Raw genomic sequence first — 1,378 nt, 5'->3', positions numbered from 1 at the left:
GAAGTTATCCCAGTCTTATAGGCAGGTTGCCCACGTGTTACTCACCCGTCCGCCGCTAATCTCAGGGAGCAAGCTCCCATCGATTCGCTCGACTTGCATGTATTAGGCACGCCGCCAGCGTTCGTCCTGAGCCAGGATCAAACTCTCCGAAGAAATGTTTGACTTGCTCATTTGCTTTTTTGATAGTGTGTGCTCACTTAAAATTTAACGTTGGCGCTTTGTTTTGTTCAGTTTTCAAAGAGCAATTTGACTCTTCTTAAAGAATCAACTTTCATATCATAACAGAGCCAAATCGACTTGTCAAGTTTTTTTGGTGGAGCCTAGCGGGATCGAACCGCTGACCTCCTGCGTGCAAGGCAGGCGCTCTCCCAGCTGAGCTAAGGCCCCAAAAATAATGGTCGGGAAGACAGGATTCGAACCTGCGACCCCTTGGTCCCAAACCAAGTGCTCTACCAAGCTGAGCTACTTCCCGAAAAAAAACATGGTGCGCCCGGCGGGAGTCGAACCTACAACCTTCTGATTCGTAGTCAGATGCTCTATCCAATTGAGCTACGGGCGCATATTAAGATGGTGCCGAGGACCGGAATCGAACCGGTACGGTAGTCACCTACCGCAGGATTTTAAGTCCTGTGCGTCTGCCAGTTCCGCCACCCCGGCATAAATAAAATAGTGGRGCGGAAGACGGGATTCGAACCCGCGACCCCAACCTTGGCAAGGTTGTATTCTACCACTGAACTACTTCCGCGAACATGCGGGTGAAGGGACTTGAACCCCCACGCCTTGCGGCGCCAGATCCTAAGTCTGGTGCGTCTGCCAATTCCGCCACACCCGCATAATAAAATGGTGAGCCATGAAGGATTCGAACCTTCGACCCTCTGATTAAAAGTCAGATGCTCTACCAACTGAGCTAATGGCTCATATAAACTATTTATATATGCTATATCAAGCTTGTATGAAAATGGTGCCGGCAAGAGGACTTGAACCCCCAACCTACTGATTACAAGTCAGTTGCTCTACCAGTTGAGCTACACCGGCAAGTGTAAAAATGGTGGAGGATGACGGGATCGAACCGCCGACCCTCTGCTTGTAAGGCAGATGCTCTCCCAGCTGAGCTAATCCTCCATATATAACTGCTTGGCGGCGTCCTACTCTCACAGGGGGAAACCCCCAACTACCATCGGCGCTGAAGAGCTTAACTGCCGTGTTCGGAATGGGAACGGGTGTGACCTCTTCGCTATCGCCACCAAACATAAAAGGAACGTTGTTCCTTCAAAACTAGATAATAAGAAGGTATTTCATTTTTTAAAAAGCGTTGGTTAAGTCCTCGATCTATTAGTATCAGTCAGCTCCACATGTCACCATGCTTCCACCTCTGACC

The 1,378-nt window shown here is 49.4% G+C and carries 9 tRNA genes and 2 rRNA genes; all 11 read right to left on the bottom strand.

Features of this window, described 5'->3' with window-relative positions:
* A 16S ribosomal RNA gene (locus tag AC1DVB_RS27285) occupies positions 1-153 on the bottom strand; the annotation flags it as partial.
* Between the two features lie 158 nt (positions 154-311).
* A tRNA-Ala gene (locus AC1DVB_RS27280) sits at positions 312-387 on the bottom strand.
* 8 nt (positions 388-395) lie between these two features.
* Positions 396-472: transfer RNA gene (locus AC1DVB_RS27275), tRNA-Pro, on the bottom strand.
* A gap of 10 nt (positions 473-482) precedes the next feature.
* Positions 483-559, bottom strand: a tRNA-Arg gene (locus AC1DVB_RS27270).
* Between the two features lie 9 nt (positions 560-568).
* A tRNA-Leu gene (locus tag AC1DVB_RS27265) sits at positions 569-657 on the bottom strand.
* Positions 658-670: 13 nt separating this feature from the next.
* Positions 671-745: transfer RNA gene (locus tag AC1DVB_RS27260), tRNA-Gly, on the bottom strand.
* Between the two features lie 5 nt (positions 746-750).
* Positions 751-832 (bottom strand) — tRNA-Leu (locus AC1DVB_RS27255).
* A 9-nt stretch (positions 833-841) separates the two neighbouring features.
* A tRNA-Lys gene (locus tag AC1DVB_RS27250) sits at positions 842-917 on the bottom strand.
* Positions 918-959: 42 nt separating this feature from the next.
* Positions 960-1,035 (bottom strand) — tRNA-Thr (locus AC1DVB_RS27245).
* Between the two features lie 11 nt (positions 1,036-1,046).
* A tRNA-Val gene (locus AC1DVB_RS27240) sits at positions 1,047-1,122 on the bottom strand.
* A gap of 10 nt (positions 1,123-1,132) precedes the next feature.
* Positions 1,133-1,248: ribosomal RNA gene (rrf, locus tag AC1DVB_RS27235) — 5S ribosomal RNA — on the bottom strand.
* Positions 1,249-1,378: the final 130 nt, after the last annotated feature.

The organism is Peribacillus sp. P4_D6, from assembly GCF_056401795.1.
This window is presented reverse-complemented; position numbering and strand designations above follow the sequence as displayed.